This is a genomic window from Streptomyces cinnabarinus, assembly GCF_027270315.1.
Classification (GTDB): domain Bacteria; phylum Actinomycetota; class Actinomycetes; order Streptomycetales; family Streptomycetaceae; genus Streptomyces; species Streptomyces cinnabarinus.
In genome coordinates this window covers 5,747,264-5,772,229 of record NZ_CP114413.1, presented here as the reverse complement: position 1 = coordinate 5,772,229, position 24,966 = coordinate 5,747,264, and the positions used below count along the sequence as shown (strand labels likewise).

The window sequence follows — 24,966 nt, the reverse complement described above, 5'->3', positions numbered from 1 at the left end:
ACACGCCTCAGCGGCTGCTGCTCGGCGTGCTCATCGACCGTAGCCGCGAGGTGCACGGCACGCACCCGCAGCCGATCCGCCTCACCGGGGTGGCTCTGGTGCCGGTGCGATCGGGTCGCGGGACGGTGGGGCCCTTGCGACAGTGGCAGGAGTGAACGACCGAGGCAGGCGCGGCAGGAAGAAGGACGGAGAGATGAAGGCATTCGTCATGAAGGAGATCGGGCAGGTGGGTTTCCTGGAGAAGCCCGTCCCGCAGCCTGGCCCGGGTGACGCGGTCGTCCGCACGACCAAAGCCCTGATCTGCACCTCCGATTCCCACACCGTCCAGGGCGGCATCGGTCCGCGCGAGGATCTGACACTGGGCCACGAAGCGGTGGGCATCGTGCATGCCGTGGGCAGCGAGGTGCGGGACTTCCGGCCCGGCGACCGGGTGCTGGTCGGCGCCATCACCCCCGACTGGGGCGACCCGGCCTCGCAGAACGGGTTCCCGTCGCAGTCCGGGGCACCCCTCGGAGGCTTCAAGTTCGCGAACTCGAAGGACGGGGTCTTCGCCGAGTACTTCCATGTGAACGAGGCCGACGCCAATCTCGCCAAGATCCCCGACTCCGTCAGCGACGATATGGCGGTCTACTGCGCCGACATGCTGTCGACCGGCTTCATGGGGGCGGAGAAGGGCGACATCCCGATCGGCGGCACTGTGGCCGTCCTCGCCCAGGGCCCGGTGGGCCTCATGGCGACGGTCGGGGCGCGACTGCGCGGTGCCGGCCTGGTCATCGGCGTCGAATCGGTTCCCGACCGGCAGAAATTGGCCCGTATGTACGGCGCGGACGAGATCGTCGACTTCACCGGCGAGGATGTCGTCGAGCGGATCCTTGAGCTGACCGGGGGCCAGGGGGTCGACACCGCGATCGAGGCGCTCGGCGCGGATGTGACGTTCCAGACCGCGGTCAAGATCACCAAGCCCGGTGGCACCGTCTCCAACATCGGCTACTTCGGCGACGGGGAGTTCGTGCGCATCCCCCGGGCCGAGTGGGGCGTCGGCATGGCCGACAAGACGATCGCGACGGGCCTGTGCCCCGGCGGCAGGCTCCGTATGGAACGGCTGCTGCGGGTACTGGAGGCACAGCGCGTCGACCCCTCGCATCTGACGACCCATGAGTTCCACTTCGACGATATGGAGCGGGCCTTCGAGGTCTCCGACAAGAAGCTCGACAACGTCGTGAAGGTAATGATCACCTTCTAGCCAAGAGGGACGGCATGCACGACCCCGACCCCCCGTTCCGGCCCGTCCGCAGACGCCAGGGCTACCTGCCGCTGGAGGACCTCGGCCTCATCGGGAACGGCACGACGGCCGCGCTCGTCGGCCTGGACGGTTCCATCCCCTGGCTGTGCCTGCCGCGCTTCGACGCCGACCCGGTCTTCTGCGGACTGCTGGACCGGGCGCACGGCGGGCATTTCACCCTCGCCCCGGAGGACCTGGTCGAGGCGCGTCAGCGCTACGAACCCGACACCGCCGTACTGACCACCGAGTTGCGCAGCACCACCGGCCTGGTCCGTATCACCGACGCCCTCGTTCTGCGCTCCGGCGCCGATCTCACCGACGACGCCCCCGCCGACCGGGCCGAGCTCGTCCGCTCGGCCGTTGTCCTGGACGGCGACGTACGTCTGCGCATGGACCTGGAACCCCGGGACGGCGCACAGACGCGGGTGCTGTTCAGCGGACTCGAAGTACGGCCGTCCCGGCGCCCCGACCTGCGCCTGCACCTGCGCTCCAACCGCCCCCTGACCGGCCTGCACAGCACCCATGACCTCCACCGGGGCGACCGCCTCGACCTCGTGCTGTCCTGGGGCCGCTTCCATCGCCACCACCGTTTCGACACCGACACGATGCTGCGCGGCACCGCCGACGCATGGCGCCGCTGGATGCGCCATTTCCGGTACGACGGCCCCGAGGAACCGCTGGTCCGGCGCGCGGCGATCACGCTGAAGCTGTGCGACGACTGGGCCAATGGCTCGCTCGTCGCGGCCCCCACCTCTTCCCTCCCCGCGCCGATCGGCGGGATCCGCAACTGGGACTACCGCTACACCTGGATCCGGGACGCCGCCTTCACCGTGTTCGCGCTGCGCCGCATCGGGTTCGCGGGTGAGGCCGACGCCTTTCTCGGCTGGGTCCTGGACGCGTTCGAGTACAGCCGTCAGCCCCGGATCATGTACGCCGTCGACGCCAACCCGGTGCCGGACGAGGTGGAGGACGCCGCGCTGGAGGGCTATCAGCGCTCCGCCCCGGTGCGCTGGGGCAACGGCGCGGCCGACCAGCGCCAGCACGACGTCTACGGCGAGATTCTGGACTGCGCCGATCAGTGGCTGCGCTCCGGCGGGGAGATCCAGCCGGCGCTGTGGGCCGGACTTGCGGATCTGGCCGATGCCGCCGGACGGGCGTGGCGCGAGCCGGACCAGGGGATCTGGGAGGTGCGCAGCGAGGGCCGGGCGTTCACGTACTCGGCCGGGATGTGCCAGGTGGCCCTGGACCGCGCGGCGACCATCGGCGAGCGGCTCGGCCTGCCCGGCAAGGTCGCCGAGTGGCGGGCATCCGCCGACGAGCTGCGCCGGCTCATCCTGGAGGGGTCCTGGGACGAGGAGGCGCAGACCCTGAGCGTGCACCTCGACGGCGGCGGCGCCCTCGACGCCAGCCTGCTGGCGCTCCCCCTGCGCCAGGTCGTGCCGCCCGATCACCCACGCATGGTGGCCACCGCCAAGGCCGTGGCCGAACGCCTGTCAGCGGGCGGCGGCCTGCTCTACCGCTATCTGCACAAGGAGTCGCCCGACGGCCTGCCCGGCGACGAGGGCGCCTTCGTGCTGTGCAGCTTCTGGCTGGTCGACAATCTCATCGGCCAGGGCCGGATCGACGAGGCCGAGGAGCTGTACGCCTCGCTGTGCGCCCGCGCGAGCCCGTTGGGGTTGCTGTCGGAGCAGATCGACCCGTCCACCGGAGCGTTCATGGGCAACTTCCCACAGGCCTTCAGCCATATCGGGATCACCGCGAGCGGAGTCAACCTCGCCCGAGCGAAAGCAGGCGTCCACGCATGATCAACCGGCTCGTGATCCTCGGTGCCACGGGCGACCTCAGTGCCCGCTTCCTCCTCCCCGCGCTGGTCGCGCTGAGGTCCGCGGGGAACCTCGGCGACGGCTTCCGGCTGACCGGGGCGAGCCGGGAGGACTGGGACGGCGCACGGTACCGGGAATGGGTGACCGCGCAGATCGAGCGCCACGGCGGGCACTACCCGGCCGACACCAAGGCGGCGGTCGCGGACGCGGCCGACTATCGACGGGCCGACGTCACGAACCCGGCCCACGTCGCCGCGGTCGTCGCGGGCGACGACCCCGTGGCCGTGTACCTGGCCCTGCCCCCGGCCCTGTTCCCGGTCGTGGTCACCGCGCTGCACGAGGCAGGCCTGCCCCCGGGCAGCCGTGTCGTCCTGGAGAAGCCCTTCGGCGCGAACCTGTCCGACGCACGGGAGTTGAACCGGCTCTTGGCCGAACTCGTCCCCGAACAGGCCGTGTTCCGGGTCGACCACTTCCTGGCCATGACGACCGTCCAGAACGTACTCGGCAGCCGACTCGCCAACCGGGTGCTGGAGCCCCTCTGGAACAGCACCCACATCGCCGAGGTGGACATCGTCTGGGACGAGACCCTGGCGCTGGAAGGCCGGGCGGGCTACTACGACACGGTCGGCGCACTGAAGGACATGGTCCAGAACCACCTGCTCCAACTGCTCTGCCTGGTGGCCATGGAACCCCCCATCACCCTCGGCGAACGCGACCTGCGCGACCGGAAGGTGGACGTGCTGCGCTCGGTGCGGCTCCTCACGGAGGACGACGTCCTACGCTGCACCCGCCGCGCCCGCTACCTCGCCGGCCGTATCGGGGACCGCGACATCCCCGCCTACGCCGACGAGGAGGGCGTGGACCCGGACCGCCGTATGGAGACGTACGCCGAAGTGGAGCTGGAGCTGGACAGCTGGCGCTGGTCGGGGACAACGTTCCGGCTCCGCACCGGAAAGGCTCTGCGCGCGAACCGCAAGGAGGTCGCGGTGCGCTTCCGCTCCGTGCCCCATCTGCCCTTCGGTCACAGCGGAGAAGCTCACCCCAACGTGCTCCGCTTCGGACTCGAACCGGAGGACCTGACCTTCGACCTGACCGGCATCGGCGCCCACACCGACACCCTCGCCCCGCTGTCACTGACCGCGCGCATGGAACCACCCCACCTCCCCGCCTACGGCCGGCTCCTCCTGGACGTCCTCAACGGCGACCCCGCCTTGTCCATCCGCGGCGACGAGGCCGAGGAGGCCTGGCGGGTCCTGACCCCCGTACTGACCGCATGGGAGAAGGACCTGGTCCCGCTGGAGGAGTACCCCGCGGGCTCCGACGGCCCGACTCCGGCATGGTGACCCACGAGATGCCCCGCACGACCGAGCATCGGGCCCCCTGCATCGTTGTCACCGGTGTGGCCGGTACCGGAAAGACCACGGTGGCCCGCCTGCTCGCGCAGCGGATGGCCCTCCCCTTCGCGGAGGGCGACGACTTCCACTCCCCCACCGCCATCGCCAAGATGTCCGCCGGCACTCCCCTCGACGACGCGGACCGCCGGCCGTGGCTGGATTCCATCGGCCGCTGGCTGCACGAACGCGACACGGCGGGCAGCGGCGGCATCGTGACCTGCTCCGCCCTCAAGCGCCGCTACCGGGACACCCTGCGAGCAGCCTGCCCCAGCGTCTTCTTCCTCCACCTCACAGCCACCCGCGCCCAACTCCTGGACCGCATCAGCAAACGCACCGGCCACTACATGCCGACATCACTCCTGGACTCCCAACTGGCCACCCTCGAACCCCTGGCCCTCGACGAGCACGGCGCCACCTTGGACGCCAGCCCGGCCCCCCGCACAGTCGCCGACACGGCCACGCGTCTCATCCCGGGACCGGCCCGATAGACAAGGGCACAGAACGTCAGACGTTGACCAGGCTCGCGCGCCGGGTCTCAGGGCGACACCGGCGAGCACAGAACGCGGCAGCCGCACAGGACATGCCGTCGGCCCTCCGACGGGACACGTGCCCCTCGACCCGCTCCGCTCCCTCGGTGCGGGGACGGGATCACCCTCATCCACGGCGCGAATCCCCGTGTGGCGGCGCCGAAGCCACTGGGCGGGGCAGCCGCCTGAGGTCTCGTGACACCTCTCCTGGCGGCCCTCTCCGACACAGCGCGCGGATGCCGGCAGCGCGACCGTGACCTTCACCGAGTCGGCAGGAACCGGGCCCGGCGGAGGCCGGCACTCGCTCTCACCTGATCACTGCACCGGGAGAGCTGGAACCTTTCGCGGTTGCGACCGGAGCACGCTGCGCCCGAGCGGGTTTGTCGCCGTCCAGCACGGATCCAGCACGGCAAAAATCAAGGGGCCTGACCCCGAAGAGTCAGACCCCTTTTGACCTGCACGTTTGCCAGATCGGTGACGTGGTGCAAAGTCACCGGCTAGACGTTGAAGCGGAACTCCACCACATCCCCGTCCTGCATGACGTACTCCTTGCCCTCCATCCGGGCCTTGCCCTTCGCTCGGGCCTCGGCCACCGATCCCGTCTCCACCAGGTCGGTGAAGGAGATGACCTCCGCCTTGATGAAGCCCTTCTGGAAGTCGGTGTGGATGACTCCGGCGGCCTCGGGGGCCGTGGCGCCCCTCTTGATGGTCCAGGCGCGGGATTCCTTGGGGCCGGCCGTGAGGTAGGTCTGGAGGCCGAGGGTGTTGAAGCCGACGCGGGCGAGGGTGGCCAGGCCGGGCTCCTCCGCGCCGACCGACTCCAGGAGCTCCATGGCGTCCTCCTCGTCCAGCTCGGCGAGGTCCGCCTCCAGCTTGGCGTTGAGGAAGATCGCCTCGGCGGGGGCGACCAGGGCGCGCTGCTCGTCCTTGAAGGCGTCGTCGGTCAGCTCGTCCTCGTCGACGTTGAAGACGTAGAGGAAGGGCTTAGTGGTGAGGAGGTGCAGGTCGTGCAGGAGCTCCTCGCGCCCGGAGCCCTGGGCGATGCCCACGGAGAAGAGCGTGTCGCCCTTCTCCAGGATCTCCTTGGCCTCCTCGACCGCCTTGACCTTCGGCGCGACGTCCTTCTTGATCCGCGACTCCTTCTGGAGGCGGGGCAGGACCTTCTCGATCGTCTGGAGGTCGGCGAGGATCAGCTCGGTGTTGATCGTCTCGATGTCGTCCTTCGGCGAGACCTTGCCGTCGACATGCACGACGTTCTCGTCCTTGAAGGCCCGGATGACCTGGCAGATCGCGTCGGACTCACGAATGTTCGCCAGGAACTTGTTGCCCAGGCCCTCACCCTCGGAGGCGCCGCGCACGATGCCGGCGATGTCGACGAAGTCGACCGTCGCCGGGAGGACGCGCTGGGACCCGAAGATCTCGGCCAGCTTGGTCAGGCGGGCGTCGGGGACACCCACCACGCCGACGTTGGGCTCGATCGTGGCGAACGGGTAGTTGGCCGCCAGCACGTCGTTCTTGGTCAGGGCGTTGAACAGGGTCGACTTGCCGACATTCGGCAGACCGACGATTCCGATCGTGAGCGACACGTTGCGACTTCCCGAAGTGAGAGGAGGACTGGAGGCGGGTGGGGCCGATCCACCAGTCTACGGCGTGACCCACCCGGCACCGGCGGCCCGTCGAACGCTTGGCCAAGGTCCGCCCCTCGGCGTGTCTGATGGGCGATTCGACACATAAACAGACCTAAGTTGGTCCAGTGGAGCAACACAGAACCCGATCCGCCCAGGACCGACCGCCCCGCGGCGCCTCCGCCCTGCCTCCGCAGGCGGCCCGCGGGGGCGGCGGCGGATCGGAGAAACAGCGGGCGGCAGCCGCACGCCCGCCCGGCCCCCACGCCCCCCGCGACGGCGCTCCGGCATCGCGCCGGCCCCCCGCGGCGGCTGCCGTACGGCGGCCCGGCCCCCCGGTGATGCAGGCGGTGAGCCGGCTGCCCAACCCCCGGCTCACCGGACTCGGCGTCGGTCTCTTCTGCCTGGTCCTGATGCTCGCGCTCGGCTCACTGGTCTCGCTGCTGTTCGGCTCGTCGCTCACGGTCTACGGCGTGCTGTTCCTGCCGGTGTGCGTGCTGACCGCGGCCTGGGTGCGCAGGGCCGACCTGGTGACCGCGGTCATCATCGTGCCGATCGCCTTCGCGCTGGGCCTGCTGCCCGTCGCCGACGGCGGTGGCGGCGGCACCGGTGACCGGCTGATGGGCCTGTTCACCGCGCTCGCCACCGAGGCCGGCTGGCTGTACGGCGGCACCCTGGTCACCGGGGTGATCGTGACCGTGCGCAAGGTCCGCCAGATGCGCCGCCGGGTCGCCCGCAACCGAATGGCCGGGTGAGCTACCCCTTCGCCGCGTGCATCGCCGCCCCCACGATGCCCGCGTTGTTCTGCAGCTGGGCAGGGACGATGTCCGCCTTGATGTCCTCGATGTAGTGCAGGAACTTCTGCGACTTGCGGCTGACGCCGCCGCCGATGATGAACAGCTCCGGCGAGAACAGCATCTCCACGTGGGCGAGGTACTTCTGGACCCGGCGCGCCCAGTGCTCCCAGGTCAGCTCGCCGTCCTCCTTGGCCTTGCTGGAGGCCCGCTTCTCCGCGTCATGGCCGTGCAGCTCCAGATGGCCGAGCTCGGTGTTGGGCACCAGGGCGCCGTCGACGAACAGGGCGCTGCCGATGCCGGTGCCGAAGGTGAGCAGGATGACGGTGCCCTTGCGGCCCTGTCCGGCGCCGAAGGCGACCTCGGCGACACCGGCCGCGTCCGCGTCGTTGACCACCGTCACCGGCAGGCCCCCGAGGCGCTCGCTGAACCGGGCGCGCGCGTCGGTGTCGATCCAGCTCTTGTCGACGTTGGCCGCGGTGCGGATCGTCGACCCGCCGGTCACCACGCCCGGGAAGGTCAGCCCGACCGGGCCCGTCCAGCCGAAGTGGTCGACGACCTGCCTGACGCCGTCGGCCACCCCGTCCGGTGTCGCCGGATGCGGGGTGAGCACCTTGTGGCGCTCCTCGGCCAGGTCGCCCCTGTCCAGGTCCACAGGGGCGCCCTTGATACCGGACCCGCCGATGTCCACACCGAAGATCTGCATGGCTCTACGTTACGACGAACGACTGACAGTCACTCCCGGGAGTCCCCCGGACGTCCCGCCGTGCGCTCCGCGATCAGGGCCGCGGCCTCCTCGCGCAGGTCCCGGCGCAGCTCCTTCGGCAGCGAGAAGGTGATCGACTCCTCGGCCGCCTTCACCAGCTCGACATCGCCGTACCCGCGCTGGGCGAGATACTCCAGGACCTCCTCGACGAGGATCTCCGGGACGGAGGCGCCGGAGGTGACGCCGACCGTGCTGACGCCCTCCAGCCAGGCCTCGTCGATCTCGCTGGCGAAGTCCACCAGGTAGGCCTCGCGGGAGCCGGCGAGCTTGGCGACCTCGACGAGCCGCTTGGAGTTGGAGGAGTTGCGCGAGCCGACGACGATCACCAGCTCGGCCTCGGCGCCCATCTGCTTCACGGCGAGCTGACGGTTCTGCGTGGCGTAGCAGATGTCATCGCTCGGCGGGGAGATGAGCTGCGGGAACTTCTCCTTCAGCGCGTCGACGGTCTCCATGGTCTCGTCCACGCTGAGGGTGGTCTGGGATAGCCACACGACCTTCGACTCGTCGCGGACCTGGACCTTGGCGACGTCCGCGGGGCCGTCGACGAGGGTGATGTGGTCGGGGGCTTCGCCGGAGGTGCCGATGACCTCCTCGTGGCCCTCGTGGCCGATCAGGAGGATGTCGTAGTCGTCGCCCGCAAAGCGGACGGCTTCCTTGTGGACCTTGGTGACGAGCGGGCACGTGGCGTCGATGGTGGCGAGCTGCCCGCGCGCGGCCTCTTCGTGGACGACGGGGGCGACGCCGTGCGCCGAGAACATGACGATGTTGCCCGGCGGGACCTCTTCGGTCTGCTCGACGAAGATGGCGCCCTTCTTCTCCAGGGTCTGCACGACGTACTTGTTGTGCACGATCTCGTGCCGGACGTAGATCGGGGCCCCGTACTGCTCCAGGGCCTTCTCGACGGCGATCACGGCGCGGTCCACGCCCGCACAGTAGCCACGGGGGGCGGCGAGCAGGACACGGCGGCCAGGCGAAGCAGTCATGCGTCCCATCGTAAGGCCGCGTCCGGCGCGTCAAAGATCGCGGCGTCCATGACGGTTCCGGACACCGGGCGGCATGTCCGACATCGGTACGGCGTCCCCTACGGCCGACGCGGAACCGGCGAAGGGCGCAAGGGCGCCCCGCCGCACCGGACTTCACCGACCGCCCCGCCTCGCCCCGCCGTCGGCGGTTCGTTGTCGGTGCCTGCGGTTACGCTCACGGACATGGCTCTCAACACGTCCGCGGAAACCCCGCTGCCCGTCGGTGAGGTGTCACGGCTCATCGGGGGGTGGATCGACCGGCTCGGCGCGGTGTGGGTCGAGGGGCAGATCACCCAGCTGTCGCGGCGGCCGGGCGCCGGGGTGGTGTTCCTGACGCTGCGGGACCCGTCGTACGACATCTCCGTGAGTGTCACCTGCTACCGGCAGGTCTTCGACGCCGTCGCGGACGTGGTGAGCGAGGGCGCGCGGGTCGTCGTACTGGCGAAACCCGAGTGGTACGCCCCGCGCGGGCAGTTGTCGCTGCGGGCGGCGGAGATCAGGCCCGTCGGTGTGGGTGAGCTGCTCGCGCGGCTGGAGCAGCTGAAGAAGGCGCTGGCGGGCGAGGGGCTGTTCGCGCCGGAGCGGAAGCGGCCGCTGCCGTTCCTGCCGCAGCTCATCGGCCTGGTCTGCGGCCGGGCCTCGGCAGCCGAGCGGGACGTGCTGGAGAACGCCCGGCACCGCTGGCCCGCCGTCCGGTTCGAGGTGCGCAATGTCGCCGTGCAGGGAGTGCACGCGGTGCCGCAGGTCGTGCAGGCGGTGAAGGAGCTCGACGAGATCGACGACGTCGACGTGATCATCGTGGCGCGCGGTGGCGGCAGCGTGGAGGATCTGCTGCCGTTCTCCGACGAGCAGTTGGTGCGGACCGTCGCCGCCTGCCGTACGCCGGTCGTCTCCGCGATCGGGCACGAGCCCGACAACCCGCTGCTGGACCATGTCGCCGACCTGCGCGCCTCCACCCCGACCGACGCCGCCAAGAAGGTCGTACCGGACGTGGGCGAGGAGTACGAGCGGGTGCGGATGCTGCGCGACCGTGCCCGGCGGTGCGTCGGGGCCGTCGTCGAGCGGGAGGAGCGGGGGCTCGCCCATGCGCTGGCCCGGCCGTCGATACAGGATCCGCACCGGATGATCGACGAGCGCGCCGATCAGGTCGCCGCCCTCCTGGACCGCGGCCGCCGCACGCTCGGCCATCTCCTGGACCGCGCCGACTCGGAGCTGACGCACACGCACGCACGCGTGGTGGCGCTGTCCCCGGCGGCGACCCTGAAGCGCGGGTACGCCGTGCTCCAGAAGGCCGACGGTCATGTCGTCCGGGACCCGGAGGAGGTCAGCGGCGACGAGGTGCTGCGGGCGCGGGTCTCCGAGGGTGAGTTCGTTGTCAGAGTCGATTCTTAGGGTGAGTGAATGACCGGCAGGGTGGATGAGGCGCTCGGCTACGAGCAGGCGCGCGACGAGCTGATCGAGGTCGTACGGCGTCTTGAGGCGGGCGGTACGACGCTGGAGGAGTCCCTGGCGCTGTGGGAGCGCGGGGAGGAGCTGGCCAAGGTGTGCCGGCGCTGGCTGGACGGTGCGCGGGCGCGGCTGGACGCGGCGCTGGCCGAGGAAGCGGCGGAAGAGGCGGAGGCCGAGGAGGAGTAGGCCGCCCCCGGCACGCTGTGAAGCGGATCACCACGCCCCGCTTTTTGTTGAAGATTGAACCTCTCTGTCATATGGTTGACGTGTCAGCTGATCCGGTGCCCGGATCCGACGTACACCCCCGAGAAGGTTCACGCATGTCTCTCGTTCTTGACCCCGCCGCCCAGGACCTGCTGTTCCGCGAGGCCCGCACCGCGAACACCTTCACCGACGAGCCGGTGACCGAGGAGCAGGTGCAGGCGATCTACGACCTGGTCAAGTTCGGCCCGACCGCCTTCAACCAGTCGCCGCTGCGCGTCACCCTGGTCCGCTCCGCCGAGGCCCGTGAGCGCCTGGTGCAGCACATGGCCGAGGGCAACCAGGCCAAGACCTCCACCGCCCCGCTGGTCGCGATCCTCTCCGCGGACAACGAGTTCCACGAGGAGCTGCCGCAGCTCTTCCCGCACTTCCCGCAGGCCAAGGACGCCTTCTTCGCCGAGCGCCCGGTCCGCGAGGGCTCCGCCACGCTGAACGCCGCCCTCCAGGCCGCGTACTTCATCATCGGCGTCCGCGCCGCGGGCCTGGCCGCCGGTCCGATGACCGGTCTGGACTTCGAGGGCATCCGCAAGGAGTTCCTGGACGACGACCACACCCCGCTGATGGTGGTCAACATCGGCAAGCCGGGCGAGGACGCCTGGTTCCCGCGCTCCCCGCGACTGTCGTACGACGAGGTCGTCACCACCGTCTGAGCGTGACAGGCAGGCGCATGAGGAAGGCCCCCGGCTGGATCGCCGGGGGCCTTCCTCATGCGCCGGACGCGCTCACTTCGTCTTCAGCGCGCCCGCCATCTCCGCGAGCTGGCCGAACGAGCCCGTGCCGGCCACGACGGTCGTGGCGCCGTCCTCCTTGAGCACCAGGGCGTCGTAGCGGCCGCCGGTGTACCGGGTCCAGTTCCGGCCCGCGACCTCCTGGGTGGCCTTGGTCGCGTGGGCGCCCTGGGTGGCCTCGTCGATGAAGGCCTTCGGCTTCTGAGTGGACTGGCGGACCTGGACGTACTCCCCATCGGGGGCGTGGAAGCCGAGGTGCCAGGTGTCACCCTGGTCGCCCCGGAAGCGCACCGAGGTCGCCTTCCATTCCTGGGCCAGGCCCTCGGGGGCCACCACCGGGTAGGCAGCCGCGCGCCGGGCCGTGAGGAGCTCGACGCGGTAGTCGACCCGGGGGACATCCGGCGCGGCGTCCTCGTGCGGGATGAAGATGTACACGACCCCCGCGGCGAGAATGGTCACCGCGAGGGAGAGGACCATGTTCCGGACCGACTTCTGCTTAGCGCTCGTACCTGCCACGTCCCCTATCGTCGCAGGTGCCCCGGTCCGCTCATCCGTGGGGGCCACTGCTCATTTTGTCGACCTGACGATAGAGTCATGGCCATCACCCTCATCCGGCCGTCGTCGTATCAGAAAGGTGCGCTCCGATGACCGAAAATCATCATCTGCCGTCCGAGCTCGATGTTCCCTCCGAGGCTCCCGACCGCAACCTCGCCCTGGAGCTCGTCCGGGTGACCGAGGCCGCCGCCATGGCCGCGGGCCGCTGGGTCGGGCGGGGCGACAAGAACGGTGCCGACGGTGCCGCGGTACGCGCCATGCGCACCCTCGTCTCCACCGTGTCGATGAACGGCGTGGTCGTCATCGGCGAGGGCGAGAAGGACGAGGCGCCGATGCTCTTCAACGGGGAGCGGGTCGGCGACGGCACCGGGCCCGAGGTGGACATCGCGGTCGACCCGATCGACGGCACCACACTGACCGCCAAGGGCATGCCCAACGCCATCGCCGTGCTCGCGGCGACGGAGCGCGGGGCGATGTTCGACCCGTCCGCCGTGTTCTACATGGACAAGCTGGTCACCGGGCCCGAGGCGGCGGACTTCGTCGACATCAACGCGCCGGTGTCGGTGAACATCCGCCGGGTCGCCAAGGCCAAGCGCTCCACGCCCGAGGACGTCACCGTCGTCATCCTGGACCGGCCCCGGCACGAGGGGATCATCAAGGAGATCCGGGACGCCGGTGCGCGGATCAAGCTGATCTCCGACGGTGATGTCGCCGGGTCGATCTACGCGCTGCGCGAGGGCACGGGCGTCGACATGCTGCTCGGTATCGGCGGTACGCCGGAGGGCATCATCTCGGCCTGTGCCGTGAAGTGCCTCGGCGGCACGATCCAGGGCAAACTGTGGCCGAAGGACGACGAGGAGCGGCAGCGGGCGATCGACGCGGGGCACGATCTGGACCGGGTGCTGACCACGGAGGATCTGGTGACCGGGGAGAACGTGTTCTTCGTCGCCACCGGGATCACGGACGGGGAGTTGCTGCGTGGGGTGCGGTACCGGGCGGACTCCGCTGTCACCGAGTCGATCGTGATGCGGTCCAAGTCGGGGACGGTGCGGCGGATCAGCTCCGAGCACCGGCTGAGCAAGCTGCGGGCTTACAGCGCGATTGACTTCGATCGGGCCAAGTAACGCCTCATCAAAGGGGGGTTCGGGGAGCTTGGCGGCTGCGGGTCCGTTGTGGCTTGTCGCGCAGTTCCCCGCGGCCCTTGGGTCGGAGCACTACCCCTGAGTCAAAAGGGCGCCCTCGGTGCGGTGGGGGCGCCCTTTCCGCTGTGTCTCAGCCTGCTTGCGCTATGCGGTCCGTTGCCCTTGCGGCCTTCTTCAGTTCCAGGTCGCGGCGCCTGCGGCGGGCCAGGACCACTCGGCGTTCCGCCGCGGTGAGGCCGCCCCAGACGCCGTACGGCTCGGGCTGGAGGAGGGCGTGTTCGCGGCACTCGACCATGACCGGGCAGCGCGCGCAGACCCGCTTGGCGGCCTCCTCGCGGGAGAGCCGGGCGGCGGTGGGCTCCTTGGAGGGGGCGAAGAACAGGCCGGCCTCGTCCCGCCGGCACACCGCCTCGGTGTGCCACGGGGCGTCTTGGTCCCTGTCTCGCACTGGCACCCGCTGGGCCGGAACGGCAGCTACCTGCAGGGACGAATGCGGCGGTTGCAGCACGGTCTACTCCTGACGACGGCTTCGCGAGCGAGAGACGATGCAGCAAGGTCTACCCGTTGTACGCGAGCCTATGCAGGGAGTTCCGAAGCGCTGGATTCCGGCGGCTCGCGCACGCCCGGCTGAGCGGAACGGCTGCTTTCGGTTCCGGTCCGCTTCGCGACCGTCAACGATCCAGATGCTTGCGCAAACTCTTCCCGACCTTGGCGTGGACCCGGTCGAGGATGTCCGCCACCAGCTTGCCGCGCCTCGGTCTGCCCTCGACGCTGCCCAGCACGGCCCAGCCGTCCAGGTAGATCACGGGCGCCGCCGGGTCCTCCGCGTCGAGCGTGTCCACCTCGAAGCTGCCGAGGACGCCGCCGCCCGCGCCGCGCAGCGTGACGTTCTCCGGGACGTAGACCTCGACGCTGCCGAAGACCGCGAACGCCTTGATGACGACCTGCTGGTACTCGAAGAGCGCCTCGCTGAGGTCTATCTCGACACTGCCGAAGATCGCGTACGCGTGGATCCGGCGACCGGCACGCCAGCGGCCCTTGCGGACGGCGCTGCTGAAGATCGCCACGGCGGTGTCGTCCGGATCGGCGGGGAGGTTGGCCGGGCGCCCGGGGACCGGGGTGTACGACGGGGCCGCGCGGCGGGCGTGGGCCGCGGGCAGGTCCTGGATGAAGACCTCCAGCTCACCCACCGTCTTGGCGTTCAGCACCCCCTCCACCCGCTCGCTGTGCTCGTCGGCGGTCAGGCGCCCCTCGGCGAGCGCCTCGCGCAGGATGTCCGCGATCCGGTCACGGTCGGCGTCGGAGGCGCGCAGCTCGGCGGCGGCAACGGGCGCGGTCTGCTTCTCAAGGTCCACGACAGCAGCGTACCCAAACACGATAGATCGCGATAGCCCCTGCCCGGATCCAACTGAGCCTTACCTCACAGGCTTGCCGCCGACGGCAGGTTCTACGCTGGTGGACGCTGCCCAATGGAGGTCAGCCGCCGCATCAGTCGAGTGAGGAATGGCACCGATGCCTGAGTTCGAGTACACCGATCTGCTCCCCATGGGAGAGGACACCACCCCCTACCGGCTGGTGACCTCCGAGGGTGTCTCCACCTTCGAGGCCGACGGGCGCACGTTCCTCAAGGTCGAGCCGGAGGCGCTGCGCAAGCTCGCCGAAGAGGCCATCCACGACATCCAGCACTACCTGCGACCCGCGCACCTGGCCCAGCTGCGCCGGATCATCGACGACCCCGAGGCGTCCGGCAACGACAAGTTCGTCGCGCTGGACCTGCTGAAGAACGCGAACATCGCGGCGGCGGGCGTCCTGCCGATGTGCCAGGACACCGGCACGGCCATCGTCATGGGCAAGCGCGGACAGAACGTGCTCACCGAGGGCGGCGACGAGGCGGCCCTGTCGAAGGGCATCTACGACGCCTACCTGAACCTCAACCTGCGCTACTCGCAGATGGCTCCGCTCACCATGTGGGAGGAGAAGAACACCGGCTCCAACCTGCCCGCGCAGATCGAGCTGTACGCCACCGACGGCGGCGCCTACAAGTTCCTCTTCATGGCCAAGGGCGGCGGCTCGGCCAACAAGAGCTTCCTCTACCAGGAGACGAAGGCCGTCCTGAACGAGTCCTCCATGATGAAGTTCCTGGAGGAGAAGATCCGTTCGCTCGGTACGGCCGCCTGCCCGCCCTACCACCTGGCGATCGTGGTCGGCGGCACCTCCGCCGAGTACGCGCTGAAGACCGCGAAGTACGCCTCTGCGCACTACCTCGACGAGATCCCCGCCGAGGGCTCGCCGCTCGGCCACGGCTTCCGGGACAAGGAGCTGGAGGAGAAGGTCTTCGAGGTGACGCAGAAGATCGGTATCGGCGCCCAGTTCGGCGGCAAGTACTTCTGCCACGACGTCCGCGTGGTCCGCCTGCCCCGGCACGGCGCGTCCTGCCCGGTCGCCATCGCCGTCTCCTGCTCCGCCGACCGCCAGGCCGTCGCGAAGATCACCGCCGAGGGCGTCTTCCTGGAGCAGCTGGAGACCGACCCGGCGCGCTTCCTGCCCGACACCACGGACGAGCACCTCTCCGCGGGCGACGACGACGTGGTGAAGATCGGCCTCAACCAGCCGATGGACACGATCCTCGCCGAGCTGACCAAGTACCCGGTCAAGACCCGGCTCTCGCTCACCGGCCCGCTGGTCGTGGCCCGCGACATCGCGCACGCCAAGATCAAGGAGCGGCTGGACGCGGGCGAGGAGATGCCGCAGTACCTGAAGGACCACCCCGTGTACTACGCGGGCCCCGCGAAGACGCCCGAGGGCTACGCGTCCGGCTCCTTCGGCCCGACCACGGCCGGCCGCATGGACTCCTACGTCGAGCAGTTCCAGGCGGCGGGCGGCTCCAAGGTGATGCTGGCCAAGGGCAACCGCAGCAAGCAGGTCACCGACGCGTGCGACGCGCACGGCGGCTTCTACCTCGGCTCGATCGGCGGCCCGGCCGCCCGGCTCGCCCAGGACTGCATCAAGAAGGTCGAGGTCGTCGAGTACGAGGAGCTCGGCATGGAGGCCGTCTGGAAGATCGAGGTCGAGGACTTCCCGGCGTTCATCGTGGTCGACGACAAGGGCAACGACTTCTTCCAGGACCCGGCTCCGGCGCCGACGTTCACGACGATTCCGGTGCGGGGCCCCGGGCTGGCGTAGGGCCTGTCCAAGCCGTCTGAGCAATGAGAGGCGGCGGGGGACAACTTCCCCCGCCGCGCTCTAACCTGAGGGGCAGTCACTCTCGGGGGAGCGTTCATGGCGTCTTTCGACCAGTCCGGCTGGCAGCTCCAGAACAGCCGGGTCTACAACATCGCGGGGAACCTGACGCTCACCGAGCACAGCGGCCCGCGCGAGTTGGCCGAGGTGGTGGCCGAACTCCAGGCCCGGGTCCGTGGGTTGACGGACGTGGCGGAGGCGGAGCGGGAGGCCGTCAACACCGAGCTGGCCGAGGCGCTGGCGGGCGGCGACGAACCGGCGGCCGAGCGGCTGACCCGGCTCGCGGAACGGCTGCGGGACCTCGGCGGCAGTAGGGCCGCCGCCACCGCGCTGGGCAACTCCGTGGACGCTCTGGCCCAGTGGGCCGGACGGCACTTTTGATCGGCCCCGCACCATGCGGGGCGCCCCCGACTTCGAGCAGCCGGCCTGGCAGCCGGGCACCGTCATCAACGCGGGCGTCTACCAGGCGGTCCAGCAGCCCGCCCGGGGCGCGGCTCCCCCGCCGCCCTCCGACGACCCGCAGTTCCGCCGCGCCCTGGCCCGCCTGCTCCTGCGCAAGCTCACCTCCACGCTCGACGAGATCCACTGGCTGGACGACGAACTGGTCGAACTGACCGCCATCGTCGAGGACGTCGACGGCTACCCCGCCACCCGCCGCCGTGGCCTGCTGCGCCGCCGCGGCCGCTACGCCACCAGCCCGCTCAGCCAGGCGCTGACCCGCCCCAAGACCGATCTGATCCTGCTCCAGGGCCAGGCCGGGTCCGGCAAGAGCGTCGCGCTACGGCAGTACGCCACGGCCCAGTTGCGGCAGATCGCCGAGGGCCGCGCCCCGAACGCCCCCCTGCCCGTCTACGTCAACCTCCGTGAACTGCACGCGAAACCGCACGAGATCACCACGGAGCTGCTGCGGCGCTACATCATGGAGCAGACCGGCCCGCGGGGCAGCGCCGACATCGCCGCGTACTTCACCCACTGCTTCGCCGACGACCTGCGCGAGCGCCGGGTCACGCTGCTGCTCGACTCCTTCGACGAGATCCCGGCCGTCCTCGGCAGCGCGACGGTGGACGCGGTGGTCGCGCCGTACGTGCAGACCGTGATCGAGCTCGTCGGGGGCGGCGGGCGGTGTGTGGTGGCCTCGCGGGAGTACAAGGGGCTGCGGGCCAACGGCTGGACCCGGCTGCACATCCTGGGCCTCTCCCCCCAACAGCAGGAGGACTTCCTGCGCCGCGTCGGCCTCGACCAGCGGGAACTGGCCCTGCTCCAGCCCCTGTTGACGGACCCGCGACGCGGTTTCACGGCCGAGGCGCAGAACCCGCTGAGCCTGAAGCTGCTCGCCACCTACGTCCAGGCCCACCATGCCCTGCCGGACCGGCCGAGCACCCTGTTCGCCGACTACGCGGCGCTGCGGCTGCGCTCCGTCCTGGCCGAGGCCCCAAACGTCCAGCAGCGCCTGGCGGACTTCCTGGCCCGCTTCGCCTTCCGGCTCACCGCGTCCGGCGGCGGTCTGTCGGTGGACGAGCGCAGCCACCACGAGGACCTGGCGAAGGTCGCGGAGGAGGACCCTGGCACACGCGTGCTGCTGATCCGGGCCCTGTCGGAGTCCCGCATCCTGGTCTCGTCGGGCCGTCGTGTGTTTTTCGGCCACCGCCGGGTCCAGCAGTACTTCGCCAGCAAGTACGTCGCCGACCACCCCGACGCCGTGGCCCCGCACGAGCTCGCGACCAACGGGCGGTGGCGGGAGACGGCGGTGACCGTCCTCCAGGACGGCGCCCCCGAGGTCACCGAGCCGCTGCTGCGGGCGCTGGCCGAGGTTCTGGCGGCCGAGCGGACGGACGAGGCGGTGTTCGAGTGGTCGCCGGCGGCGGTGCATTGTCTGGAGCTGCTGACGGCGGCGTATCAGGGGCGGGCGAGCTGGCCGTACGAGACGATCCGGCCGCTCGCCGACGCCCTGGTCGCCGCCGCGTGGGAACGGGGCAGCGTGAGCGACCGCAAGTTCGCGCTGGACTGTCTGCCGCTGCTGTCGGAGGAGGCGCGGGAGCTGTACATCGACCGGGCGTTCGCGGGCGAGAGCGGGTGGCTGCGGACGACCGCGCTGCGGGACTGCGCGACGCTGCCGACGCTGTCGCCCGCGATTCGGGGGTCCGTCCGACGGCTGCTGATCACGATGCTCGGGCAGAAGATCCCGCTGGCGGAGGCCCACGCGATCAAGGCGGACCTGCAACGGCTTCGGGAGGACGAGGACCTGGTCAGGGTGCGCAGGGTGGTGGAGCGGGTTCCGCTGGGGGTCGTACTGCTGAGCATCGCCTATTACGTGGGTCTCATGGCCGGATCCATCTGGGATGCCCTGACCCTACTGGTCACCCCCGTCATGCTCCTGATGCCGATCACGCTGTTCTGGTTGTTCAAGTCGACGCAGCCACTGTCGTACGGGGTGGCCAAGAGCCGACTCCGAAGGTTCCTGGAGGAGCTGTTCCGCCGCTGGATCGACATGGACAAGGCCCGGGCGGACACCGACCCCTTTCTCATGGGCATGACCTTGTGCGGCGGTGTCCTGACCGCGGCGCATCTCGCTACCGCGGTGGAACACCTAGTGAAGGGCAACGTCTCCTTCGCCGTGATCTGGGTCCTGACTGTCCCGCTCGCCGCGCTCGCCTGGATCTGGGGCCCGAGCACGCTCTACGTCGTACGGCACGGCTGCCCGCCCGGGGGTCTGGGTGTGGCGGGACTGGTTCGTATGCCGTTGACGGCGCTCCGCATGGAGGAACACCCGATCCATGGATTGCTCGCCGACGACTGGTTCAGGCGGGCGCTTCGTTCGTTGAGGACACACGGTTCCACGTTGGTAACGGGGATGACGATCGTCGGCGGGCTGGTCTATGTGGCCCTCCGGTACCTCTGGATCGCGACCCTGGTCTGGGCATCGGCGCTGGCACTGGGCGTGCTGACGATCATCTTCGACCTGATCCGCTCCCTCTTCCGCGACCTCCGCAGCCGCCGCCGAGTAACCCGAGCCGCCGAACGAGGCTCCGTCGGCGGCCCCGCCTTCTTCTCCGCTCTCCATGAGCTGCGTGACACCGCCGAAGCCGCCGAGTACGTACGCCTAGTCCGTGCCGTTCCCCGGGCGGAGCCGCTCGCGCTGGACCGGCAGGCCCTGCGCCGTTACATCGCGGAGCTGCCCGAGACCGACAGTGAGCTTCTCGATGAGCTCGGACGGCTCGATGAGCAGCTCAGGACTCGCTGAGGTCGAAGTCCAGCTTCTGGTAGTCGCCGTCATCCGTGAAGTGGATCTGGCCACTCGCGCCGCGGTAGTCATCCGTACCGCCCGTGATCGCCGCGTCGAACGGAGGCTGTTCCTCCTCCGTCAGCGGCACCGTCATCAGCACCTGCGCCGTGATCTGCCCGCCGGACAGCACGAACGTGCCGAGACACTGGATGTCCAAGGGGTTGCCCGTGCGGACGACCGTGCAGGTCACGCCGTCGCGGCCGACCCGCTCGCCGCCCTTCTCCTCGTAGAGGTCATCGGCGAAGGTGAAGCTGTCGCCGACCTTGGGAACCTGCTGCGGTTCCTCCTCCTCGGTCGCGACCTCCCTGGCGTAGAGGGTGAAGTCGTCCTCCTGGGCCGCCGCCGGGGTCGCGGCGACAAGGGCGGTCGCCGCCGCAAGGCCCGCGCCGAGTGCGCCGAGTGTCCTGATGGTGCGGAGCATGTCCGGCCTCCTGTGGGGTGGCGAACCCCCCTGCGCTCTTCCTCATTGTCCGGCGGTGGTCCGAACCCCGCCACGGAACATCCTCGCCCGCCCCGGCGCTGTACCGGTCATGACCGACTACCGCATCGAGCACGACTCCATGGGCGAGGTCCGGGTCCCCACCGACGCCAAGTGGCGGGCCCAGACCCAGCGTGCCGTGGAGAACTTCCCCATCTCCGGGCAGCGCATCGAGCGGGCCCATATCGAGGCCCTCGCGCGGATCAAGGGCGCCGCGGCGAAGGTGAACGCGGAGCTGGGGGTGCTCGACGAGGACGTGGCCGAGGCCATTCAGGGGGCGGCGGCCGAGGTCGCCGCGGGCAAGTGGGACGAGCACTTCCCCGTCGACGTCTTCCAGACCGGCTCCGGCACCTCGTCCAACATGAACACCAACGAGGTCATCGCCACCCTCGCCAGTGAGCGGCTCGGCAGGGACGTACACCCCAATGATCATGTGAATGCCTCGCAGTCCTCCAACGACGTCTTCCCCTCCTCCATCCACATCGCCGCCACCGCCGCCGTCACCCGCGATCTCGTCCCGGCGCTCCAGCACCTCGGCGACTCCCTCGGCCGCAAGGCCGAGGAGTTCGCGGACGTCGTGAAGTCGGGGCGGACTCATCTCATGGACGCCACGCCCGTCACCCTCGGCCAGGAGTTCGGCGGATACGCGGCCCAGGTCCGGTACGGGATCGAGCGGCTCCAGGCCTCGCTCCCCCGGCTCGCCGAGCTGCCGCTGGGCGGTACCGCCGTGGGCACCGGGATCAACACCCCGCCCGGGTTCTCCGCCGCCGTGATCGAGGAGGTCGCCCGGGTGACCGGGCTGCCGCTGACCGAGGCCCGCGATCACTTCGAGGCGCAGGGCGCCCGGGACGGCATCGTCGAGATCAGCGGGCAGCTGCGGACCATCGCGGTCGGACTGACGAAGATCGCCAATGATCTGCGCTGGATGGCCTCGGGTCCGCGGACCGGCCTCGCGGAGATCGCGCTGCCCGATCTCCAGCCCGGTTCGTCGATCATGCCGGGCAAGGTCAATCCGGTCATCCCGGAGGCGGTGCTGATGGTCGCCGCGCAGGTCACCGGGAACGACGCGACCGTCGCCACCGCCGGAGCCGCCGGGAACTTCGAGCTCAATGTGATGCTCCCGGTGATCGCGAAGAACGTGCTGGAGTCGATCCGGCTGCTGGCCAATGTCTCCCGGCTGCTCGCGGACCGGACCGTGGACGGCATCGTCGCCGACCGTGAACGGGCCCGTGAATACGCCGAGTCGTCACCCTCCGTGGTCACCCCGCTGAACAAGTACATCGGGTACGAGGAGGCCGCCAAGGTCGCCAAGAAGGCGCTCGCGGAACGCAGGACCATCCGTCAAGTCGTGCTGGAGGGCGGATATGTGGAGCGTGGCGACCTCACCCTCGCTGAGCTGGACGAAGCCCTGGATGTCCTGCGTATGACGCGCCCGTGACGTTTGGCGCCGCGACCGCGAACCGTGACGTTCGCCGCAGCGTCGTCAGTGAGTGACACCTAATATCTGTGCATGGCGGACGACGGAGCGACGACGACAGTGGAAGCGGGCGGTTCTACGGCGTACTGGACGCCCGGGAGTCACATCCTGTGGCGATACCGGGAGAACGCCGGCGCGCGCTTCCACATCGTGCGTCCGGTCACCGTCGTCCGGGACGACGCCGACCTGCTCGCCGTGTGGCTGGCGCCCGGGACCGAGTGTCTGAAGCCCGCGCTCGCCGACGGCACCCCCGTGCACCAGGAGCCGCTGGACTCGCGCTACACCAAGCCGCGCACGGTCCAGCGCGGCCGCTGGTTCGGCACCGGGGTACTGAAACTGGCCAGACCCGGCGAGCCGTGGTCGGTGTGGCTGTTCTGGGAGCCGGGCTGGCGGTTCAAGAACTGGTACGTGAACCTGGAGCAGCCGCTGGCCCGTTGGGCGGGCGGAGTGGACTCCGAGGACCATTTCCTGGACATCTGCGTGTACCCGGACCGGAGTTGGGGCTGGCGGGACGAGGACGAGTTCGCGCAGGCCCAGCAGGACGGACTGATGGACGCCAGGGCCGCCGAGGGGGTGCGGGAGGCCGGGCGGGCCGCCGTGGAGACGATCCGCTCCTGGGGGGCGCCGTTCACGGACGGCTGGCAACACTGGCGCCCCGACCCGTCCTGGGCTGTACCGTCACTGCCGGAGGACTTGGACCGTACGCCCGCGCACGTGTCCTCATGAGACCCTTGATGCGCCCCCGGGCAAGAAACGTAGGATCGTCCTCCGCAAGGGCGCGCGGCGGCAACTGCGGGAGCGCACAGCGGGCTTGACCGATCGTCACCGAGGGGCGGCAGGACGTGAGCGAGGGGTACGACGGCAACACCGGTACGGGCGGCGCACAGCCCGCCGGTTGCACAGGAACAGCCTCTGACCACGCGGGAATCCCGTTCCTGGGGCACGTATTGCGGGTATCGGGACTTCGGCGGGACGAACGACACGCCCCGGACGGATGGATGCGACACGCGTGACGGAGCAGCCGACCTCCTTCGAGCGCCCCCTGGGCGCCGACCCCGCGGACAGCCGCGGGGCGCTCCTGCGTACCCCGACACCGCCCCGCGCGCCCGGCGCCGCCGCGTTACCCGCGCAGGCGCGCACCGGCGAACCGCCCTCCACCCCGGGCACCACCGCACCGTCCGGCAACGACAAGGCCCCCGTGAGCAACGGTCCCGAGCATGCGCAGCCCTCCGCCGCCGCGGAGGCCGACACCCATCGTCCCCGGCCGGTCCCGGAGGGCATCCCGCCCCAGCCGGGCACCGAGTCGTCGGCGGAGGAACGCCGCACCGGCCAGGGCGTGCAGCCCGGCCGGCCCACGCCCATGCGGCGGGACGGCGACCGGCTGCGGTTCGTGGGCGCCGCGACCCGGCGGATCGCCCGCGGTATCGACCTCGACGAGATCGTGATGGGGCTGTGCCGGGCGACCGTGCCGACCTTCTCCGACGCGATCCTGGTCTATCTGCGCGATCCGCTGCCGGTCGGCGACGAGCGGCCCACCGGGCCCGTCGTGCTGCGGCTGCGGCGCACCGACCGGATACCGGAGGAGCGGGACACCGAGGGCTTCCTGCCCGTCCCGGGCGTGCCGGAGCCCACCGAGCTGGCCGAACTGTCCGCCGTCACCGCCGAGTTGTGCGAGGTGCAGCCCGGCGGCGCGCTCGCCGAGGTGCTGCGCGGGGTCCGTCCGGTGTTCGCGGACGCGCCGGCCGCTCGCGCCGCGCTGCCCGAACTCCTGGGCGAGGACGGCGAGTTGGTGGTGCCCACCGGACAGCGCGCGATCCTCGCCCCGCTGCGCGGCCGCCGCCGGGTGATCGGCGCCGCGCTGTTCCTGCGCCGCCCCGAGCGCATCGCCTTCGAGGCGGACGACCTGCTGGTCGCCGCCCAGCTCGCCACGCACAGCGCGCTCGGCATCGACAAGGCGGTGCTGTACGGCCGTGAGGCGTACATCGCGGACGAGCTCCAGCGCACCATGCTGCCCGAGACCCTGCCCCGGCCGACCGGCGTACGGCTCGCCTCCCGCTATCTCCCGGCCGCCGAGACCGCCCGGGTCGGCGGCGACTGGTACGACGCGATCCCGCTGCCGGGCAGCCGGGTGGCGCTGGTGGTCGGCGATGTCATGGGCCACTCCATGACCTCCGCGGCGATCATGGGCCAGCTGCGGACGACGGCCCAGACGCTCGCGGGCCTGGACCTGCCGCCGCAGGAGGTGCTGCACCACCTCGACGAGCAGGCCCAGCGGCTCGGCACGGACCGGATGGCGACGTGCCTGTACGCCGTTTACGACCCGGTCTCGCACCGCATCACCATCGCCAACGCCGGTCACCCGCCGCCGGTGCTGCTGCACCTGGGCGGACGGGCCGAGGTGCTGCGGGTGCCGCCGGGGGCGCCGATCGGGGTCGGCGGCGTCGACTTCGAGGCCGTGGAGCTGGACGCGCCGGCCGGTGCGACCCTGCTGCTGTACACGGACGGTTTGGTCGAGTCGCGGCTGCGGGACGTGTGGACCGGGATAGAGCAACTGCGCGAGAAGCTCGCCGCGACCGCTCAGCTGACCGGTCCCGACCATCCGCCGCCGCTGGAAGCGCTGTGCGACGAGGTGCTCGACATGCTCGGCCCGGGTGACCGGGACGACGACATCGCGCTGCTCGCCGCCCGGTTCGACGGGATCGCGCCCAGCGATGTCGCGTACTGGTTCCTGGAGCCGGAGGACGCGGCGCCCGGCCGGGCCCGGAAGCTGGCCCGGCGTGCCCTGTCGCGCTGGGGCCTTGAGGAACTCAGCGACTCCGTCGAGCTGTTGGTGAGCGAGGTCGTGACGAACGCCGTGCGGTACGCCTCCCGGCCGGTCACGCTCCGGCTGCTGCGCACCGATGTGCTGCGCTGCGAAGTCGGGGACGACGTGCCGCAGTTGCCCCGGCTGCGGCAGGCTCGCGCCACGGACGAGGGCGGGCGAGGGCTGTATCTGGTGAACAAGCTGGCCCGGCGGTGGGGGGCCACGCGGCTCAGCACCGGGAAGGTCGTCTGGTTCGAGCTGAACCGAGGCTGAGCCGAGAACGAGCGGAGGCCGGTCCCCCATGCGGGGACCGGCCT

General features: G+C 70.4%; 22 protein-coding genes. 15 read left to right on the top strand and 7 right to left on the bottom strand.

The features are described 5' to 3' along the window. Positions 1 to 193 precede the first annotated feature (193 nt). The 4 genes from STRCI_RS26280 to STRCI_RS26265 are packed head-to-tail and all read left to right on the top strand — an operon-like array spanning position 194 to position 4,987. Positions 194 to 1,243 carry an NAD(P)-dependent alcohol dehydrogenase gene (locus STRCI_RS26280; RefSeq protein ID WP_269661433.1) on the top strand — a complete coding sequence of 350 codons (1,050 nt, stop codon included), beginning with the start codon at positions 194 to 196 and terminating at the stop codon, positions 1,241 to 1,243. Positions 1,244 to 1,257: 14 nt separating this feature from the next. Then, positions 1,258 to 3,087, top strand: a complete 1,830-nt coding sequence (locus STRCI_RS26275) for a glycoside hydrolase family 15 protein (RefSeq protein ID WP_269661432.1) — start codon at positions 1,258 to 1,260, stop codon at positions 3,085 to 3,087. After that, on the top strand, positions 3,084 to 4,448 hold the full coding sequence (locus tag STRCI_RS26270) for a glucose-6-phosphate dehydrogenase (protein ID WP_269661431.1): 1,365 nt from the start codon (positions 3,084 to 3,086) through the stop codon (positions 4,446 to 4,448). Before STRCI_RS26275 ends, STRCI_RS26270 begins: the two co-directional genes overlap by 4 nt. Positions 4,449 to 4,456: 8 nt before the next feature. Further along, positions 4,457 to 4,987, top strand: coding sequence for a gluconokinase (locus STRCI_RS26265; RefSeq protein WP_269661430.1), 531 nt, complete (start codon positions 4,457 to 4,459; stop codon positions 4,985 to 4,987). Between the two features lie 536 nt (positions 4,988 to 5,523). Here STRCI_RS26265 and ychF read toward each other — a convergent pair. After that, positions 5,524 to 6,612, bottom strand: coding sequence for a redox-regulated ATPase YchF (gene ychF, locus STRCI_RS26260; RefSeq protein WP_269661429.1), 1,089 nt, complete (start codon positions 6,610 to 6,612; stop codon positions 5,524 to 5,526). A 389-nt stretch (positions 6,613 to 7,001) separates the two neighbouring features. Here ychF and STRCI_RS43560 point away from each other — a divergent pair, with 389 nt between their 5' ends. After that, positions 7,002 to 7,406 carry a DUF6542 domain-containing protein gene (locus tag STRCI_RS43560; RefSeq protein WP_418953375.1) on the top strand — a complete coding sequence of 135 codons (405 nt, stop codon included), beginning with the start codon at positions 7,002 to 7,004 and terminating at the stop codon, positions 7,404 to 7,406. Between the two features lies 1 nt (position 7,407). Here the strand turns inward: STRCI_RS43560 and ppgK are convergent, their stop codons facing one another. Next, a complete protein-coding gene (gene ppgK, locus STRCI_RS26250; protein ID WP_269661427.1) occupies positions 7,408 to 8,151 on the bottom strand; it encodes a polyphosphate--glucose phosphotransferase in 744 nt (247 codons plus the stop codon). Between the two features lie 29 nt (positions 8,152 to 8,180). Then, on the bottom strand, positions 8,181 to 9,194 hold the full coding sequence (locus STRCI_RS26245) for a 4-hydroxy-3-methylbut-2-enyl diphosphate reductase (protein WP_269661426.1): 1,014 nt from the start codon (positions 9,192 to 9,194) through the stop codon (positions 8,181 to 8,183). Between the two features lie 222 nt (positions 9,195 to 9,416). On the opposite strand from STRCI_RS26245, the gene xseA reads away from it, so the two are divergent. From xseA to STRCI_RS26230, 3 genes are all read left to right on the top strand, one after another. Continuing rightward, on the top strand, positions 9,417 to 10,625 hold the full coding sequence (gene xseA / locus STRCI_RS26240; protein WP_269661425.1) for an exodeoxyribonuclease VII large subunit: 1,209 nt from the start codon (positions 9,417 to 9,419) through the stop codon (positions 10,623 to 10,625). 9 nt (positions 10,626 to 10,634) lie between these two features. Further along, on the top strand, positions 10,635 to 10,868 hold the full coding sequence (locus STRCI_RS26235) for an exodeoxyribonuclease VII small subunit (RefSeq protein ID WP_269661424.1): 234 nt from the start codon (positions 10,635 to 10,637) through the stop codon (positions 10,866 to 10,868). A gap of 134 nt (positions 10,869 to 11,002) precedes the next feature. Further along, the gene (locus STRCI_RS26230) at positions 11,003 to 11,593 is read left to right on the top strand and encodes a malonic semialdehyde reductase (RefSeq protein ID WP_269661423.1); all 591 of its coding nucleotides are present in this window, start codon (positions 11,003 to 11,005) and stop codon (positions 11,591 to 11,593) included. A gap of 72 nt (positions 11,594 to 11,665) precedes the next feature. Here STRCI_RS26230 and STRCI_RS26225 read toward each other — a convergent pair whose 3' ends face one another. Further along, a complete protein-coding gene (locus tag STRCI_RS26225) occupies positions 11,666 to 12,187 on the bottom strand; it encodes a DUF4245 domain-containing protein (protein WP_269661422.1) in 522 nt (173 codons plus the stop codon). Positions 12,188 to 12,315: 128 nt separating this feature from the next. Between STRCI_RS26225 and glpX the strand changes: the two genes are divergently transcribed. Further along, positions 12,316 to 13,350: a class II fructose-bisphosphatase gene (glpX, locus tag STRCI_RS26220; protein ID WP_269661421.1), complete on the top strand. Its 1,035-nt coding sequence runs from the start codon at positions 12,316 to 12,318 to the stop codon at positions 13,348 to 13,350. Positions 13,351 to 13,498: 148 nt separating this feature from the next. Here glpX and STRCI_RS26215 read toward each other — a convergent pair whose 3' ends face one another. Further along, a complete protein-coding gene (locus STRCI_RS26215) occupies positions 13,499 to 13,876 on the bottom strand; it encodes a WhiB family transcriptional regulator (protein ID WP_269661420.1) in 378 nt (125 codons plus the stop codon). Between the two features lie 163 nt (positions 13,877 to 14,039). Continuing rightward, positions 14,040 to 14,723: a DUF1707 SHOCT-like domain-containing protein gene (locus STRCI_RS26210; RefSeq protein WP_269661419.1), complete on the bottom strand. Its 684-nt coding sequence runs from the start codon at positions 14,721 to 14,723 to the stop codon at positions 14,040 to 14,042. 157 nt (positions 14,724 to 14,880) lie between these two features. Here STRCI_RS26210 and STRCI_RS26205 point away from each other — a divergent pair, with 157 nt between their 5' ends. The 3 genes from STRCI_RS26205 (at position 14,881) to STRCI_RS26195 (ending at position 19,849) form a co-directional block, all read left to right on the top strand. Continuing rightward, positions 14,881 to 16,551 (top strand): fumarate hydratase, encoded by a 1,671-nt coding sequence (locus tag STRCI_RS26205; RefSeq protein WP_269661418.1) that lies wholly within the window; start codon positions 14,881 to 14,883, stop codon positions 16,549 to 16,551. 96 nt (positions 16,552 to 16,647) lie between these two features. Beyond that, a complete protein-coding gene (locus STRCI_RS26200; protein WP_269661417.1) occupies positions 16,648 to 16,989 on the top strand; it encodes a hypothetical protein in 342 nt (113 codons plus the stop codon). 13 nt (positions 16,990 to 17,002) lie between these two features. Next, a complete protein-coding gene (locus STRCI_RS26195; RefSeq protein WP_269661416.1) occupies positions 17,003 to 19,849 on the top strand; it encodes an NACHT domain-containing protein in 2,847 nt (948 codons plus the stop codon). Here STRCI_RS26195 and STRCI_RS26190 read toward each other — a convergent pair. Next, positions 19,836 to 20,312: an allene oxide cyclase barrel-like domain-containing protein gene (locus STRCI_RS26190; protein WP_269661415.1), complete on the bottom strand. Its 477-nt coding sequence runs from the start codon at positions 20,310 to 20,312 to the stop codon at positions 19,836 to 19,838. The genes STRCI_RS26195 and STRCI_RS26190 overlap by 14 nt on opposite strands. Before the next feature lie 109 nt (positions 20,313 to 20,421). Here STRCI_RS26190 and STRCI_RS26185 point away from each other — a divergent pair, with 109 nt between their 5' ends. From STRCI_RS26185 to STRCI_RS26175, 3 genes are all read left to right on the top strand, one after another. Then, positions 20,422 to 21,807, top strand: coding sequence for a class II fumarate hydratase (locus tag STRCI_RS26185; RefSeq protein ID WP_269661414.1), 1,386 nt, complete (start codon positions 20,422 to 20,424; stop codon positions 21,805 to 21,807). A gap of 72 nt (positions 21,808 to 21,879) precedes the next feature. Beyond that, the gene (fomD, locus tag STRCI_RS26180; RefSeq protein ID WP_269661413.1) at positions 21,880 to 22,572 is read left to right on the top strand and encodes a cytidylyl-2-hydroxypropylphosphonate hydrolase; all 693 of its coding nucleotides are present in this window, start codon (positions 21,880 to 21,882) and stop codon (positions 22,570 to 22,572) included. A gap of 268 nt (positions 22,573 to 22,840) precedes the next feature. After that, positions 22,841 to 24,922: an ATP-binding SpoIIE family protein phosphatase gene (locus tag STRCI_RS26175; protein ID WP_269661412.1), complete on the top strand. Its 2,082-nt coding sequence runs from the start codon at positions 22,841 to 22,843 to the stop codon at positions 24,920 to 24,922. Positions 24,923 to 24,966: the final 44 nt, after the last annotated feature.

Excerpts from the sequence above, each read along its gene's own strand:
- STRCI_RS26280 (WP_269661433.1), top strand. The coding sequence starts at position 194 with ATGAAGGCATTCGTCATGAAGGAGATCGGGCAGGTGGGTTTCCTGGAG.
- STRCI_RS26275 (WP_269661432.1), top strand. The coding sequence starts at position 1,258 with ATGCACGACCCCGACCCCCCGTTCCGGCCCGTCCGCAGACGCCAGGGC.
- STRCI_RS26270 (WP_269661431.1), top strand. The coding sequence starts at position 3,084 with ATGATCAACCGGCTCGTGATCCTCGGTGCCACGGGCGACCTCAGTGCC.
- STRCI_RS26265 (WP_269661430.1), top strand. The coding sequence starts at position 4,457 with ATGCCCCGCACGACCGAGCATCGGGCCCCCTGCATCGTTGTCACCGGT.
- ppgK (WP_269661427.1), bottom strand. The coding sequence starts at position 8,151 with ATGCAGATCTTCGGTGTGGACATCGGCGGGTCCGGTATCAAGGGCGCC.
- STRCI_RS26245 (WP_269661426.1), bottom strand. The coding sequence starts at position 9,194 with ATGACTGCTTCGCCTGGCCGCCGTGTCCTGCTCGCCGCCCCCCGTGGC.
- xseA (WP_269661425.1), top strand. The coding sequence starts at position 9,417 with ATGGCTCTCAACACGTCCGCGGAAACCCCGCTGCCCGTCGGTGAGGTG.
- STRCI_RS26235 (WP_269661424.1), top strand. The coding sequence starts at position 10,635 with ATGACCGGCAGGGTGGATGAGGCGCTCGGCTACGAGCAGGCGCGCGAC.
- STRCI_RS26230 (WP_269661423.1), top strand. The coding sequence starts at position 11,003 with ATGTCTCTCGTTCTTGACCCCGCCGCCCAGGACCTGCTGTTCCGCGAG.
- glpX (WP_269661421.1), top strand. The coding sequence starts at position 12,316 with ATGACCGAAAATCATCATCTGCCGTCCGAGCTCGATGTTCCCTCCGAG.
- STRCI_RS26205 (WP_269661418.1), top strand. The coding sequence starts at position 14,881 with ATGCCTGAGTTCGAGTACACCGATCTGCTCCCCATGGGAGAGGACACC.
- STRCI_RS26200 (WP_269661417.1), top strand. The coding sequence starts at position 16,648 with ATGGCGTCTTTCGACCAGTCCGGCTGGCAGCTCCAGAACAGCCGGGTC.
- STRCI_RS26195 (WP_269661416.1), top strand. The coding sequence starts at position 17,003 with ATGCGGGGCGCCCCCGACTTCGAGCAGCCGGCCTGGCAGCCGGGCACC.
- STRCI_RS26190 (WP_269661415.1), bottom strand. The coding sequence starts at position 20,312 with ATGCTCCGCACCATCAGGACACTCGGCGCACTCGGCGCGGGCCTTGCG.
- STRCI_RS26185 (WP_269661414.1), top strand. The coding sequence starts at position 20,422 with ATGACCGACTACCGCATCGAGCACGACTCCATGGGCGAGGTCCGGGTC.
- fomD (WP_269661413.1), top strand. The coding sequence starts at position 21,880 with ATGGCGGACGACGGAGCGACGACGACAGTGGAAGCGGGCGGTTCTACG.
- STRCI_RS26175 (WP_269661412.1), top strand. The coding sequence starts at position 22,841 with ATGGATGCGACACGCGTGACGGAGCAGCCGACCTCCTTCGAGCGCCCC.